The organism is Psychromarinibacter sp. S121, assembly GCF_049801035.1.
GTDB lineage: Bacteria > Pseudomonadota > Alphaproteobacteria > Rhodobacterales > Rhodobacteraceae > Psychromarinibacter.
This window is the reverse complement of sequence record NZ_JBNAGE010000001.1, coordinates 16,115-29,138: the sequence shown is the minus strand read 5'-3', so window position 1 is coordinate 29,138 and position 13,024 is coordinate 16,115. Positions and strand designations below refer to the sequence as shown.

At 66.3% G+C, this 13,024-nt stretch carries 12 protein-coding genes; 3 read left to right on the top strand and 9 right to left on the bottom strand.

All coding sequences use genetic code 11. The annotated features are described in order from the left end of the window. Positions 1 to 21: 21 nt before the first annotated feature. From ACP156_RS00145 to ACP156_RS00125, 5 genes are read right to left on the bottom strand one after another with little or no spacing between them, the layout of a single operon-like run. On the bottom strand, positions 22 to 708 hold the full coding sequence (locus tag ACP156_RS00145; RefSeq protein ID WP_425049254.1) for a histidine phosphatase family protein: 687 nt from the start codon (positions 706 to 708) through the stop codon (positions 22 to 24). Beyond that, a complete protein-coding gene (locus ACP156_RS00140) occupies positions 701 to 1,774 on the bottom strand; it encodes an HprK-related kinase B (protein WP_425049253.1) in 1,074 nt (357 codons plus the stop codon). The genes ACP156_RS00145 and ACP156_RS00140 overlap by 8 nt, the downstream gene beginning before the upstream one ends. Next, positions 1,771 to 2,652, bottom strand: a complete 882-nt coding sequence (locus tag ACP156_RS00135) for a GAK system ATP-grasp enzyme (RefSeq protein WP_425049252.1) — start codon at positions 2,650 to 2,652, stop codon at positions 1,771 to 1,773. Before ACP156_RS00135 ends, ACP156_RS00140 begins: the two co-directional genes overlap by 4 nt. After that, positions 2,645 to 4,276: an aminoglycoside phosphotransferase family protein gene (locus ACP156_RS00130; protein WP_425049251.1), complete on the bottom strand. Its 1,632-nt coding sequence runs from the start codon at positions 4,274 to 4,276 to the stop codon at positions 2,645 to 2,647. The genes ACP156_RS00135 and ACP156_RS00130 overlap by 8 nt, the downstream gene beginning before the upstream one ends. Continuing rightward, positions 4,263 to 4,718 carry an NUDIX domain-containing protein gene (locus ACP156_RS00125; protein WP_425049250.1) on the bottom strand — a complete coding sequence of 152 codons (456 nt, stop codon included), beginning with the start codon at positions 4,716 to 4,718 and terminating at the stop codon, positions 4,263 to 4,265. Before ACP156_RS00125 ends, ACP156_RS00130 begins: the two co-directional genes overlap by 14 nt. Positions 4,719 to 4,789: 71 nt before the next feature. Between ACP156_RS00125 and ACP156_RS00120 the strand changes: the two genes are divergently transcribed. Then, positions 4,790 to 5,971, top strand: a complete 1,182-nt coding sequence (locus ACP156_RS00120) for a GAK system CofD-like protein (RefSeq protein ID WP_425049249.1) — start codon at positions 4,790 to 4,792, stop codon at positions 5,969 to 5,971. Positions 5,972 to 6,040: 69 nt separating this feature from the next. Here the strand turns inward: ACP156_RS00120 and ACP156_RS00115 are convergent, their stop codons facing one another. From ACP156_RS00115 to acnA, 4 genes are read right to left on the bottom strand one after another with little or no spacing between them, the layout of a single operon-like run. After that, positions 6,041 to 6,754, bottom strand: a complete 714-nt coding sequence (locus tag ACP156_RS00115) for an isochorismatase family protein (RefSeq protein WP_425049248.1) — start codon at positions 6,752 to 6,754, stop codon at positions 6,041 to 6,043. Between the two features lie 28 nt (positions 6,755 to 6,782). Next, positions 6,783 to 8,147 carry a dihydroorotase gene (locus tag ACP156_RS00110; RefSeq protein ID WP_425049247.1) on the bottom strand — a complete coding sequence of 455 codons (1,365 nt, stop codon included), beginning with the start codon at positions 8,145 to 8,147 and terminating at the stop codon, positions 6,783 to 6,785. Next, positions 8,144 to 8,548, bottom strand: a complete 405-nt coding sequence (locus ACP156_RS00105) for a nuclear transport factor 2 family protein (RefSeq protein ID WP_425049246.1) — start codon at positions 8,546 to 8,548, stop codon at positions 8,144 to 8,146. The genes ACP156_RS00110 and ACP156_RS00105 overlap by 4 nt, the downstream gene beginning before the upstream one ends. Continuing rightward, positions 8,545 to 11,271 carry an aconitate hydratase AcnA gene (gene acnA, locus ACP156_RS00100; protein ID WP_425049245.1) on the bottom strand — a complete coding sequence of 909 codons (2,727 nt, stop codon included), beginning with the start codon at positions 11,269 to 11,271 and terminating at the stop codon, positions 8,545 to 8,547. Before acnA ends, ACP156_RS00105 begins: the two co-directional genes overlap by 4 nt. 133 nt (positions 11,272 to 11,404) lie before the next feature. On the opposite strand from acnA, the gene ACP156_RS00095 reads away from it, so the two are divergent. Then, a complete protein-coding gene (locus tag ACP156_RS00095; protein ID WP_425049244.1) occupies positions 11,405 to 12,085 on the top strand; it encodes a GntR family transcriptional regulator in 681 nt (226 codons plus the stop codon). Further along, on the top strand, positions 12,082 to 12,993 hold the full coding sequence (locus tag ACP156_RS00090) for an isocitrate lyase/PEP mutase family protein (protein ID WP_425049243.1): 912 nt from the start codon (positions 12,082 to 12,084) through the stop codon (positions 12,991 to 12,993). The genes ACP156_RS00095 and ACP156_RS00090 overlap by 4 nt, the downstream gene beginning before the upstream one ends. The last annotated feature ends 31 nt before the right edge of the window (positions 12,994 to 13,024 follow it).

Sequence of the window (13,024 nt, the reverse complement as noted above, 5' to 3'; positions counted from 1 at the left end):
ACCCCGATGCCTTGTCAGGGATCAATCCTTCGGCTCGTCCTCAGGTTCCCTGATTTTCCATGCTCCGTCCAAGTGTTGCCAGCTACCATCCGGTTCATGACAGATCAGTGACGGTTGGGCATGAAACATGGATAACGCTGCGATCTGTGCTTTTTCGAGAATACCGAGACAGCAGCAGGCATGCCGGAACGAGGCGCCGTGGCCCACGTGGATTGTCACCAGACCCGGCTGGGTGGTCGCCTCGATATGCCGCGCGACCCGCTGCCCCGCGTCCATCAGGCTTTCGGCACCTTCCAGCAGCAGGCGATAGTCGCTGTCGGATTTCCACCCCACGGGCGGCGCGCCGTATCGCGGATCGTCGCGCAGCACGCTTTCGATCTCGTCCACCGTCAGGTTCGCGGCGCTGCCAAGGCCGCGCTCTGCCAGGGCCGAGGTCTGTTCGATCCCGTCCACCCTATGCCCGAGCGACCGAAGCCGGTCCGCCACCGCGTCAGCGGTCTGCCACGCCCGCAACTGCCGTGAACTGTAGATCACCGGCGCCAAGGTCAGCCCATGCGCCGCGACCATCGCCGCCAGCGCATCCGCCCCGTCCGCCGCCTGCCGCAGTCCCTTTTCGGTCAGCGGATAGGGCTGCCGTGCCGAGGGCGCGCCCGCGCGTTGGCGATAGTCGCCGTGCCGCAGGAAGGCGACGTAGCCACGGTCAGCCATCGAGAAGCTGCCGCCCCATACGGGCAATCGCGTCGAAGTCGACGCCGCCCGACACCTCGCAGACGCGGACGCCCTTCAGCGCCCGCAGATACGGCGCCGGGTCGGGTGCGTTGCCGTTCGGCTCGAAGCTGCCGTCGTTGTGCTGGTAGAACGGACCGGGGCTTTTCATGATCGCGCCCAGAAGGTCCGGCCGGTCCTTCAGCGAGACTTCGGTCACCTGTGTGGCCGCGTCGTTATCCCGCCTCCAGTTCAGCACCCAGAAGTCGGTGAGCGGACCTTCGTAGCGCACCCGCTTGGGACCGTAGACCTGTGAAATGATCAGGTCGTGCTTGTCCTCCAGCGACCAGAGGTCGGCCGGCGGCATCGCTTCGAGTTCCGCGATCCGCGCGGGCGTCAGCATCCCCCGCAGGCGCGGGTTGCCAAGGATCGTGCCGGGATTGATGCGCGGATGTTTCGGGATGCCCAGCGCGCGGGGCGGATCGCCGGCGCGGATCAGCACCCGGTCGTTGCTGAGAAAGCCCGCGCCTTCGATATCCATCAGCCGCAGCACCGAGGTCGACTTGCCGCCACCGGACAGCCCCGACACCGCCAGCGTCCGCCGCCCACGGGTCACCGCCGCCGCATGGGCAAGCTGCCAATCATCGCGCAGGCAGATGTTCAGGATCTGCGTGTTGATGAAGTTGATGACGGTGCTTTCGTTCTCGACCAGCGGGCCGAAGGCGACAGCGTATTCCGGCGATTGCAGGAAGGTCACGCCGCTGCGAACCTTGCGGACAAGGCGGGCGTCTTCAAGGTCGCAGACCGCGTCCTTCCGCCCCGCCTTGCCAGCCTCTCGCCGCCACTCGGTCCATTCCGGCTCGGGGACCAGCGCCTGCCCCGGCAGCAGATGCACGGTGATGTCGCCGGGCACGTCCGTCACGGCCTCGCTGAAATACGAGACGAGCGCAGCGCGCAGCGGCTCGGGGCAAAGCACTGTCACCCCCACCGGGCCCACCGTCAGGTGAAACGGGTCCGACTCGAGCGCGGGCGACAGGTCGAGGCGTGACAGGATCGCGGCGGCGTTCATGGCGACACCTCGGCCAGCACATGCTCGGCCACCAAAGCGGCGGCGTCGATCCCGCAACCTTTCAGCGCGCCGCTATAGCCGCCAAAGGCAGACACCTCGAACACGATGGGACCGTCCGGCGTCAGCGCGATATCGACCGTGGTGAAGGTCAGTCCGAACGGGGCCTGCGCCTTGCGGCCAAGCTCGATCAGCTCCGCCGACGGTGCGTATGGCGCGTATTTGCCGCCGGAATGGATCGTGGTGTTCCAACTGCCCGTCTGGCTGACGCGGGCGTAGGTGCAGACATATTCGCCCGCAAGGAACACCATGCCAAGGTCGTGGCCCGACAGGTCGGCCTTCTGCTGGATATACATCATCGGGTTCGCGGCCTTGAACGTCTGGATCTGCGCGGCGGCGTCCGGCGCATCGTGGTCCAGCAGCACCATGCCCCGCGCCTTGGTCGAGAACAGCGGCTTGAACACCGCCGAGCCGAAGCGTTCCAGCGCGGCACGCGCGGCGTCGACATCCTCGGTGATCGTGGTCGGCGGCATCGGGATGCCCGCGTTGGCCAGCGTCACGGTGCAGGCGAGCCGGTCCATTAGCCGGATCACCTTTTCCGCCGGGCTGAAGACCCGCACCCCGCGCGCCTCGGCGACGCGCAAAAGCTCCAGCCGGTCAAGCGCGTCGGGACTGTAGTCCTCGGCCACCTTCTTCAGCACCAGCCCGTCGAGTTCGCACAGGTCGGTGCCGTCACACAGCAAGCGCCTGGTATCCAGTTCCAGCGTGACGTGGGCCATGTCGATCACCTGCCGATAGCCTGTCCGCGCCTCGAAGGCATCCGCCAGTGCTTCGGTCGACCATTTTCCGGGGGTTCCGATGACTCCGATTTTCTCAGTCACTGAACAGCATCCTTACAGGCAGCCGGAACCGCGCCTCTTTCCCCGCAGGCACCGCAAGCGCGCTTTCCAGAATGTACCGGGCGCGCAGGATCATCCGCCGCGCGTGGCTCTGATCGACGACGAAGCGCGTCGAACTGGCGAAGGACCGGGCGAGACCCAGCGCAAGGCGATATTCGAAAGTCGGATCCTTCTCGCGTCGGGAGAACTTGGCGGCCATCGCGTGCATATCGGCCGCCACCCCCGCGATCCGTGCGCGCGTTCCGGCGTCAAGCACCTGAAGCCGATAGTTCGACACCATGAACACGGATACGTCCTGCACGTAGTCCATGTACCGCGACCGGTGCAGGTCAATGAACCGGATCTTCTTCGCCACCGCGTCGTAGATCACGTTGTCGAGGTTGAAGTCGCCGTGAATGTAGACCGAGAACGGCGCCTTCAGCTTCGCCTCGCGGGCGGCGGCGGCGGCGATCAGGTCATCGAGGCTGGCCACCGTGACGCCGTTGATGGACTCGGCGCCACGGTCGAAGCGCTTGTGCAGGCGGTAGACGTCTTTCATCCGCTTGCCCAACTGGTCCATCGCCTTCATCTCGGCGGGCTCGTCGGTGCGGGTCTGCCGCCAGATGTCGCGCACCGTCTTGTGCAGCGCCGCCTGCGCCTCTGCCAAAGCGTCGTCGGAGCCGCCCAGCACGATATCCTCGAAGGTCTCGCCCTCGAGATGCTCGATCAGCAGCGCGGCGGATTCGCCGCTTTTCTCGTAGTACAGGATTTCCGGCGCGAGGCCGGGATAGACCGAGTTCCAGCTTTTCACGCCGACCCGTTCTTCCTTCACCTTTCGGCGGTCCCCGTCCTTGAAGACGGCCGAGACGGTCTTGCCCTTCGCGTCCCGCAGGCTGACGCTTGAAATGGCGCTGCCCGACCGCGTTTCCGCCAGCGGCTGAAGTGAGATGTCCTCGTCGCGCGAGACCCCGGCCAGCACGCTGCGCAGCGTGAAATAGCGTTCGAACTGAACCGACTGGCCGATGTTGATCGACAGGATCGCCTCGCTGATCGCCTGCAACGCCTCTCCCATGCGGGTGATCTCGTTCAGCGTCAGCAGGGCATAGGCCAGATCTCCGGCATGCTTCGTTCCCTGCATGTCGCGGGTGTAGGTGCGAAAGAGCCTGTCGTTGAACACGCCCAGCTCGGCGCGGGTCTGGCCGATCTGCACCGCCATCTTGCTGTCGCGGTCGTCCAATGCCGCTTGGATGCGGGCCACCGTCTTCCGCACCATCTTCAGCGGCGTGACGTAGGTATCGGCACGCAGCACCTTTTGCCGGTCCATCCGTTCCGCCTGTTCCACGGCGCGGCGCCCCAGCCGGGAAATCAGGTCGAGGTTCCGCGCGATGGTGTCGGTCCCCTGCAGGCGAAGCTGTTTCGTCTCGGACGTCTTGCCCCGCATCATGCCGGACAGGCAGGCCTTGCGGACACGCGCCGACAGGTTGTGCGAATAGCCCGCCCGCTGGATCAGTTGCAGCGCCGTTTCGGTGCGCGGCGCGTCGAAATACGAGATCAGCCGTGTCAGCTGTCCGTCGAGTTCGGCCAGCAGGAACGACATGTTCTCGGTGATCGGATCAGGGGACGGCATTGTCGAGCCTTCCCAGGTACACCGGCGCATCGTCACGCGACAAGAAGCGGTCGTAGCGCGGGAAGAACTTGGCCTCGGGCGCGGCGGGGTCGGTCCAGATGGTCTGGATCTGCCGCCGGTCGGGGCGTTTGCCCAGCCGGGGTTTGTAGTCGTCGGGCACGGTGCAGGACAGCAGGATCTCGACCAGGTGGCGCTTGCCGTCCTTCCGGGTGCGGAACACGTCGGCGACATGCAGCACGTCGCCCACCACCGGCGCGACGCCGATCTCTTCGACGCATTCGCGCACCACGCAGTCCGCGACCGTCTCGCCATACTCCAGCCGTCCGCCCGGCAGGGTCAGATAGCGTTTGCCCGACGGCGATTGCTTGACCTGCACGAGAACGAGATTCCCCTTCCGGATGACAGCACGGACTGTCGGACGTATGACATCTTCTGCGTTCATGCTGCCATATGCGCCTCTGGTAACATGGATGCAAAGATCGAATCCGGTCGGTGCAAGGGGACAGCGGGAAAATGACCTCGATCCATGTCGCGCGCGAAGTGACGCTTCCCGACGACCTGCGGGTCGCTCGGGCCGAAAGCGCGCCGCATCTCGGGCCGCGCATCCTGTTCTTCAGCGGCGGCAGCGCGCTGAACGGGATCTCGCGGCGGCTGAAGCACTACACCTTCAACTCGATGCACCTGATCACCCCGTTTGACAGCGGCGGCAGTTCGCAGGTTCTGCGGCAGGCCTTCGACATTCCGGCGGTGGGCGACCTGCGCTCGCGGCTGATGGCGCTGGCGGACGAGACGGTGCTGGGTCAACCGGACGTTTATGCGCTGTTCAGCCACCGCCTGCCGAAGGACGGCGACCAGAAGGCGCTGAGGGCCGAGGTCGCCCGGATGGTGCAGGGCAAGCACCCGCTGCTGTCGGCCATCGCCAAGCCGATGCGGCAGCTGATCCAGACGCAACTGGCCCGCTTCGCGGACGAGGTGCCGGATGATTTCGACTATCGCAACGCGAGCATCGGCAACCTGATCCTTGCCGGCGGTTACCTCGGCAACGGGCGCGCGCTGGAGCCGGTGCTGTTCCTGATGTCCAAGATGGTCGACGTGCGCGGCACCGTCCGCGCCATCGTAGACGAGAACCTGCAGCTTGGCGTAGAGCTGCAGGACGGGCGGCGGATCGTCGGCCAGCGCCAGATCAGCGGCAAAGAGGTCGCGCCTCTCGACAGCCCGATCGCGCGGCTGTTCCTGAGCGACGGCGACACCGAGTTGTCAGCGGACGCGGTGCCCCTGCCGAAGCGGAACCGCAGGCTGATCGAGCAGGCAGAGGTGATCTGCTATCCGCCCGGCAGCCTGTTCTCCAGCGTGATCGCGAACCTGCTGCCCGCGGGCGTGGGCCGCGCGGTCGCGAAGCGGCGGGTGCCGAAGGTCTACCTGCCAAGCCTCGGCAAGGACCCCGAGGCACTGGGCCACGACCTTGCCGGGCAGATCGGCGCGATCTTGACGCCGCTGTTGCGCGACGCCGGGCCGAAGGCCAGCCCGCGCGACTTGGTCAGCCATGTTCTGTGCGACACCTCGCTGCCGCCCGACGACTGCGCCAAGGTCGAGAAGGTGCACGGCATCCCCTGCGTCCGCCTGCCGCTCGCCGCAGAGGGCGAGACCCGCTACGACGTCGACGCCGTGTCGCGGGTACTGGTGTCGCTGAACTGACGCTGCACCAGAAACGCGAACGCGGCCGCCCTTAGGCGACCGCGTTCGGTTGGCGTATAGTGGTGTGTCTCAGGCTTCGCGGACCGGCAGGCTTTCCATGTAGGCGGCGACCTCGTCGGTCGGGATCACATCCGCATACTTGCAGTTCAGGTCGAACAGGTTGATCGCGTGGCTCGCCTCGAACCGGTCGAAGGCGGTCTCTTCCGGGATCACGACCTTGAAGTTGAACGAATAGGCGTCGACCGTCGTCGCCCGCAGGCAGCCCGAGGTGGTGCAGCCCGTCATGATCAAGGTGTCCACGTCAAGGAAGTTGAGGTGGCTCATGAAGATCGTGCCGAAGAAGGCCGAGGGCTTGCGCTTGCCGATCAGGATGTCCTGCGGCTGCGGCGCCAACGGCGCGACGGTCTGGGTCGCGTGGCTGCCTTCGGTCGAGGTCTTTTCGTGGCCGCGGTGGCTTTTGCCGACCTGCACACCGCTGTCGATCATGTCGGGGCGGCGTTCGGAGACGGTGTAGAACACCGGCAGGTTCTTCTCGCGCGCGATCTTCAACAGCCGCTCGATATGCGGCACGGCCTTCCAGCCGGCCTCGCCACAATGCGTGCGGTATTTCTTGACGCCTTCTTCCTGATCCTCGCCCGGTTCGTCGCCGGTGAAGTTGTACTGCACGTCGATGATGAACAGCGCCGGGCGTGTGCCGAAGCCACCGCGTTTGCCGTAGCCGGCCAGCTGGTAGATCCGCTTGTCTTTCTCGGTCAGGAACTTGTCCCAGATGCGTTCGCTCATGTGTCTCTCTCTTCTAAGCGGATAGGGCTCAGTTGGCCCGGAACAGGTACTTGCCGGCAGGCGCGGCATCGACACCCTCGGCCAGCGCGCCGTTTTCGGACAGAAGCATCCCGCGCAGGACCGTGTGGGTCACAGCGCCACGGAACGTCATGCCTTCGTAGGGCGAGTAGTCAGAGTGCGACGGATAGTCGGTGTGCCGCACGGTCGTTTCGCCCTCGGGGTCGACGATCGCGAAATCGGCGTCGTAGCCCGGCGCGATCCGGCCCTTGCCGGACAGGTTGTACAGCTTCGCGACGTTGCGGCTGGTGGCGGCTGACAGCGTCTCGATCGGGATGCCGCGCTTGTGGAAGCCCTCGGACACCAGCACCGGCCAGATCTGCGCCATGCCCGGAAACCCCGCCGAGGCCTGCCAGATGTCCGGCCCCTTGGTTGCGCGCTTGCGGGCCACGTGGTCAGAGCCGATGGTCTGCACCGCGCCGTCGCGCACGCCTTCCCACAGGGTGTCGGCGTCCGACTGCGAGCGCAGCGGCGGGTTCACCTTGCCCAGATCGCCGATGCCGCTGTCGCGGGTCAGGGCGAGGTAATGGATGCAGGTTTCGACGTTGATCGCCGGGCGGTCCGGACGGCGCATGCGGCGCACCAGTTCAAGGCTTTCGCCCGCCGACATATGCACGATGTTCACCGGGCAGCCCGCCTTCTCGCCGAAATAGGCGACGCGGAACACGTTCTCGGTCTCAAGGAAACCGGGGCTCTGGTCGTCCCACGCGCCAAGATCCATCCGACCCGAGGACTTCACGGGCTCGCGGAACACCGGGATCACCTCGGTGTTCTCGCAATGCACGCCGACGACGCCGCCCCTGACGGTCGCCGCCGCCTGTAGCGCCTGAAACAGCAGCGCATCGTCCACCTCGGTGAACCCCTTCGCGCGGCCGGTCTCGCCCTTGTACATCAGGTAGACCTTCAGCGAGGTCACGCCATACTTGGCGGCCACCTTCGGGAACTCCTCGACATGCCGCCGGGCTGTGACGCCGAAGTGAAAGCCGAAGTCGATCACCGACCGCGCCTCGCCCGCGTCGCGCCATTCAGGCGTCGTCTTGTCCAGATCCTCGGACCGCCAGAAGGTCATCAGGCCGGTGACGCCTTGCATCGCGGCGGTGCGCGTCTCGGTCGTCCAGTCGTCTTCCTTCGCGCCGAAGCCCACGTGGGTATGCGGGTCGATGGCGCCGGGCAGGATCCAGCGGTCGGTGCAGTCGATAACGCGCGCCGCCTCGGCGGTCTGGCCGGGTTGCAGGATCGCGGCGATCTTGCCGCCCTTCACCGCGACCGAGCCACGGGTCACGCCCTCGCCCGGAAACACGATCTCGCCGTTCTTCAAAATCAGATCGTAACTCACACGCCCGTCCTCTTGTTCATCTCCAGCAATCTCTCGCCGGTGTCGTTCCAGACCTCCTGCCGCACGATCAGGCCATCCCGCATCTCGAACAGGTCGATGAAGCGAATGCCGTCGAAGGCGGTTCCGTCCGGCCATTTGCCGTAAAGCGTTCCGGTGATCATCACCCGCTCGGTGCCGTCGATCACCCAAGACTGGCAGTCGCTGATGTGCTTCTTCACCACCTCGTAGCGCCCGGCAGAGTTGCCGCGGATCTCTTCGAGGCTGCCAAAGCGCTTGCCGCCGGGAAACACCAGCGTCAGGCCGTCGCTGGCGACATACCGGCGCGCAAGGTCCAGGTCTCGGTCCTGCATCGCCGCAAGATAGGCGACGGCGCGTTCGATGGCGGTGCCGTGAAGCGTCATGCCGACGCCCTCCCCTGCTTTGCGCCGACCGCGGCCTTGAGGATCTCGGCGAAGATACCGCCCTCGCGCAGCAGATCGGTTTCGTGGGTGCTTGCAACGTCAAGCCGCGCGTCGAACGCTGTCACCGAACCATCGGCCGCCTCGGCCCGGACCGCGACCGCCGAGCCGTCGTCAACCGCCGCCAGCAGACCGGAAAAACGGAACGTCTCGAACCCGGTCAGCCCGAGGCTGTCGATGCACTGACCATCCGCGAACACCATGGGCACGATCCCCATGCCGATCAGGTTTGCGCGATGAATCCGCTCGAAGCTTTCGGCCAGCACAGCCGCGACGCCCAACAGTTTCGGCCCCTTCGCCGCCCAGTCACGGCTGGAGCCCATGCCATAATCCTTGCCCGCCAGAACGATCGGCAGTTGCCCCGCATCCCGCATGGCCTGCGCTGCATCGTAGATCGTCACAACCTCGCCTTCGGGTGACAGCCGGGTGAAACCGCCTTCGATCCCTCCGGCGAGGCGGTTCTTCATCCGCTGGTTGGCGAAGGTGACGCGGGCCATGAACTCGTGGTTGCCGCGCCGCTGGGTGACGGCGTTGAAATCGGCGGGCGCAACGCCTGCGTCGACCAGGTACTGACCGGCCTGCGTGTCTGGCAGGATCTCTCCGGACGGGGTCACGAAATCGGTGGTCAGCGAGTCCCCCGCGACGACCAGCGCACGGGCATTGCCCAGCACATCGGGCAAACCATCGCTGCCAAGTTCGATGAACGGCGGGCGTTTGATGTAGGTCGAAGCCGGATCCCACGCGAAGACGGGGCCGCGCGGGCTGTCCAGATCGTCCCACAGCGACGCGCCGTCGAACAGCGTGCGATAGACCTTGCGGAACCGGCCCGGCGTCTGGCTGTCGCGTTCCAAAGCGGCGACCTCGTCGCGGTCGGGCCAGATGTCGGCCAGCATGACAGGGTTGCCTTCGGCATCCGTCCCCAGCGGTTCGGTCGCGAAGTCGATATCCACCCGCCCCGCCAGCGCGAAGGCCACCACCAACGGCGGCGAGGCGAGGTAAGAGGCGCGCGCCGACTTGTGGATGCGCCCCTCGAAATTGCGATTGCCCGACAGCACCGCCGCGCAGACAAGGTCGTTCTCGGCCACCGCTTCGGAGAGGCCCGGCGCCAGCGGGCCGGACTTGCCGGAACAGGTGGTGCAGCCGATGCCGACCACGTGGAAGCCAAGCGTTTCCAGCGGCGCCATCAGGCCCGCGTCGGCCAGGTAGTCCTCGACCAGACGCGAACCCGGCGCGAGGGATGTCTTGACCTGCGGCGGCACGTTCAGGCCCCGCGCCACCGCGTTTCGGGCCAGCAGACCGGCGGCCAGCATGACGGTCGGGTTCGACGTGTTGGTGCACGAGGTGATCGCCGCGATGGTCAGGCTGCCGTGGCGCAGGGTGACGGGCGTGTCGCTCACCGTGACGTGTGCCTCGGCGGTCAGGGCGTCCTGGGACAGGCCGAAACCACCCGGCCCCACGGGCGCGGTCAGCGCTTCGCGGAAGGCGGGCGCGATGCGATCCAGAGGCACCCGGTCCTGCGGGCGCTTGGGACCGGCGACGCTGGGCACGATGGAGGACAGGTCGATTTCGACCATCTCCGACACTTCCGGCAGCGGCGCGTCCGGCTCGGCCCACATGCCGCTGGCGCGGGCATAGGCCTTGACCCCCGCAACGTGATCCGCGTCGCGCCCCGAGGCGGACAGATAGTCGATGGTCCGCGCGTCGATCGGGAAGAAGGCGCAGGTCGCGCCATATTCCGGAGCCATGTTGGCGATGGTCGCGCGGTCCGGCACCGACAGGCTTGCAGCCCCCGCGCCGCAGAATTCCACGAAAGCGCCCACGACGCCGACCTGACGCAGGCGTTCGGTCACCGTCAGCACGAGGTCGGTCGTGGTCGAGCCTGCCGGCATCTCTCCGGTCAGTTGCACGCCGACCACGCGCGGGATCCGCACCTGATAGGGAAGCCCCAACGCCGCCGCCTCGCCATCAATGCCACCGACACCCCACGCCAGCATGCCAATGCCGCCGACCATGGTGGTGTGGCTGTCGCAGCCCAGCACGAACTCGGTCGTCGTCACCGGCCCGTCCGGCAGGTCGCGCGTCGCGGCGACCTGCGCGATGCTTTCAAGGTGGACCTGATGAATGATGCCGGAGCCCGGCGGCACGACCTTCAGGCGATCGAAAGCCTGCTCGGCCCATTTGAAAAAGGAATAGCGCTCGGCGTTGCGGCGGTATTCGCTGGCGATGTTCCGGGCGCGGGCGTTCGGGTGCCCGGCAACGTCCACGATCAGCGAATGGTCGATCACCAGCGTGACCGGCACCGCCGGCTCGACGCCCTTGGGGTCGAGCCCACGGTCCACCAGCGCGTCCCGCGCGGCGGCTAGGTCCATCAGCGCAGGCAGGCCGCTGCTGTCGGGCAGCATCACCCGCGACACCGAAAGGGGCACGGCGATTTCGCCGGTCTCAGCCGACCAGTTCGCCAATGCGGCGATTTCCGCCGCCACGTCGCGTCCGTCCAGCGCCTGAAACGCAAGGTTCTCAAGCACGACGCGAAGCGATTTCGGAAGCGGCCGGGCGCGATGGGCAAGCAAAGGGGAAATGTCGATGAAACGGCCCCCTCGGGCCGCCGTCACCGGAAGATCGGCAACGCCGATCGCTGCGGAATCTGTCGGCTGCGCGTCCTGCATAGATTCTGGATAGGCCCCGGACCAAAAAGTGTCAACAGTATTGCCCGCCAAACCTTGTGCCGGGCGATCTTCTCGTTTACTTTCGCGCAGAACTCGGTAAGTTTCCCAAAAGTGTTGACAGAATGGGGAAGGAATGACCGGCCAGCAGCGCACACGCGTCGACACCGTCTTCGATGCCATCTTCCAGTTGATCCTGAGCGGTGAGATCCCGCTCGGCGGCGTCGTCAACGAGGCCGCTCTTGCCGACCGGTTCGGCGTCAGCCGTGGCCCCGTGCGGGAAGCGGTCAAGGCGCTGCAGGGGCGCGGCCTTGTCACCAAGGAGCCGTACTTCAAGGCGCGGGTCGTCGATCTGTCCGTACACGACATGATAGAGATCTTTCAGCTTCGCGAAAGCGTCGAAGGCATGAGCGTCAAACTCGCCACCCTCGCAATGAGCGACGAGGCGATGCAGCGCCTGCTGGACGACTTCGAACAGGCGGGCGGCAACGGCCGCGTTCTCGACCTGCACGTGCGCATCGCAGAGGAAAGCGGCAACAGCCGCATCCAGTCGCTGCTGTGCGACGAACTCTATTACCTGCTGCGCCTTTACCGGGCCCGTTCGGGCTCGACCCCCGGTCGTCACGACAACGCCTCGGCGGAACACTGGCAGATCCTGCGCGCCATGAAGGCGCGCGATGCCGAACTGGCCGAGTCGCTTATGCGGGCGCACATCGCCCGCGCCACCGAGGCGCTGCAGCGCCTTCTGGATACGGAATCCGCCCAGCCGCCTCCCGAGGCTGCCAAGGGGCGGCGAAGAAAGGAAACCGAAGCGTGAAACCCACAAAGCGCATGCGCGAACTTCTGGCCGGGGACGACATCCTCGTGTCGCCCGGCGTCTATGACGGCTACAGCGTGCGCCTCGTCGAGAAGATGGGGTTCAAGACCGCCTGCACCACCGGCGCCGGGCTCGCGAACTCGCGCATGGGGATGGAAGACGTCGGCATCATGGGGATGACCGACAACCTTGACGCCTGCCGCATGATCGCGGGCAGCGTGTCGATCCCGGTGATGGCCGATGCCGACACCGGCTATGGCAACCCCGCGACCGTCTGGCACGCCGCCCGCCGTTTCGAAGACACCGGCGTCGCCGGGATCAACATCGAGGATCAGGTCTCGCCCAAGCGCTGCGGTCACATGGCCGGCAAGGACGTGATCGACATGCGCGAGATGGCCCGCAAGATCGAGGCCGCCTGCGACGCCCGCCGCGATGACGACTTCGTCGTGCTGGCCCGCACCGACGCCATCGCCCTTGAAGGGCTTGACGGCGCGATCCGCCGGGCGAAGCTGTACGAGAAGGCGGGCGCCGACCTGATCTTTGCCGACGCCATCAAGGGCGAGGACCAGATCAAGGCGCTGGTCGACGCGGTCGACATCCCGGTCTCGGTCAACATGGGCTTCGGCCTGCGGTCGCGGCCCACCACGCCGCTGATCCCGATCGCCCGCATGAAGGAACTTGGTGTGCGCCGCGTCACGCTTCCCCGCATGCTGCCCGCCGCTGCGCTGAAGGCGATGGAGACGGTGCTGGCCACCCTCCAAGAGGCGATCCCGACCGGCGAAGTCGTCGACCGTCCGGACCTCATGGCCTCGATCGACGATATCTGGGGCCTGATGGGGTTCAACGAGTTCCGCGACCTTGAGGCGCGGTTCAACGATCTCGACGGCGTGGAAATTACGGCGGGCTGAGGTCCGGCACACCACTCACGGTGAAACGGGG

Coding starts and splice junctions, on each gene's coding strand:
- ACP156_RS00145 (WP_425049254.1), bottom strand. CDS start 708: ATGGCTGACCGTGGCTACGTCGCCTTCCTGCGGCACGGCGACTATCGC.
- ACP156_RS00140 (WP_425049253.1), bottom strand. CDS start 1,774: ATGAACGCCGCCGCGATCCTGTCACGCCTCGACCTGTCGCCCGCGCTC.
- ACP156_RS00130 (WP_425049251.1), bottom strand. CDS start 4,276: ATGCCGTCCCCTGATCCGATCACCGAGAACATGTCGTTCCTGCTGGCC.
- ACP156_RS00125 (WP_425049250.1), bottom strand. CDS start 4,718: ATGAACGCAGAAGATGTCATACGTCCGACAGTCCGTGCTGTCATCCGG.
- ACP156_RS00120 (WP_425049249.1), top strand. CDS start 4,790: ATGACCTCGATCCATGTCGCGCGCGAAGTGACGCTTCCCGACGACCTG.
- ACP156_RS00115 (WP_425049248.1), bottom strand. CDS start 6,754: ATGAGCGAACGCATCTGGGACAAGTTCCTGACCGAGAAAGACAAGCGG.
- ACP156_RS00105 (WP_425049246.1), bottom strand. CDS start 8,548: ATGACGCTTCACGGCACCGCCATCGAACGCGCCGTCGCCTATCTTGCG.
- acnA (WP_425049245.1), bottom strand. CDS start 11,271: ATGCAGGACGCGCAGCCGACAGATTCCGCAGCGATCGGCGTTGCCGAT.
- ACP156_RS00095 (WP_425049244.1), top strand. CDS start 11,405: ATGACCGGCCAGCAGCGCACACGCGTCGACACCGTCTTCGATGCCATC.